Origin of the sequence: Methanobrevibacter filiformis, assembly GCF_001639265.1 — an archaeon.
Lineage (GTDB): Archaea > Methanobacteriota > Methanobacteria > Methanobacteriales > Methanobacteriaceae > Methanacia > Methanacia filiformis.
This window is the reverse complement of record NZ_LWMT01000197.1, coordinates 1-653: the sequence shown is the minus strand read 5'-3', so window position 1 is coordinate 653 and position 653 is coordinate 1. Positions and strand designations below refer to the sequence as shown.

General features: G+C 23.7%; 1 protein-coding gene. It reads left to right on the top strand.

Translation table 11 applies throughout. From position 1 onward, the window contains the following. The first annotated feature begins 128 nt into the window (after positions 1–128). On the top strand, positions 129–554 hold the full coding sequence (locus MBFIL_RS05055) for a DUF4143 domain-containing protein (RefSeq protein WP_281192504.1): 426 nt from the start codon (positions 129–131) through the stop codon (positions 552–554). The last annotated feature ends 99 nt before the right edge of the window (positions 555–653 follow it).

Here is a 653-nt window from a genome sequence, read left to right as displayed (position 1 = left end):
ATCTTCATGCAAAACCATAAACACCAACTCAACAAAAACTAAAAAACACTAATAATATATTACACCCCATAATATTTAAAACTAAGCATAACTAAAAAGAATCAAAAAATAATTATTGCACAGCCAATATAGTTAAAAGAAACAAAATCAGAAATGTGGATTTGTTAGACCGCATAATACAATTTTTAGTAGCTAACACAGGACAACTGTTTTCTGCCAACAGTATTGTTAAATATTTAAAGAAAGATAGAATTAAAGTGTCTGTAAACACTATTTATAACTATATTTCTTATACTGAAGAAGCTTGCTTGATTAATAAAATTAAAAGAGAAAATTTGCAAGGGAAAAAAATTTTAAACCATGCAGAAAAATACTACTTAGTTGATTTAGGATTCAGACAAGCGATTTACGGAGAAAGTGATCAAGGACAATTATTAGAAAATATTGTATGCAATGAACTAATTAGACGAGGATACAAAATAACAATAGGAAAATTTAAAGAAAAAGAAGTAGATTTTGTATGTAATAGGCTGTGCAACGATTATTTTTTGTAAAAATAGATATCTAATTAAAATAAATTAAAATATTTGTAAGTCATTAATACATATTTTTTATAAAAAATAAATGTTTAAAATAGTTATAATTAATAAATA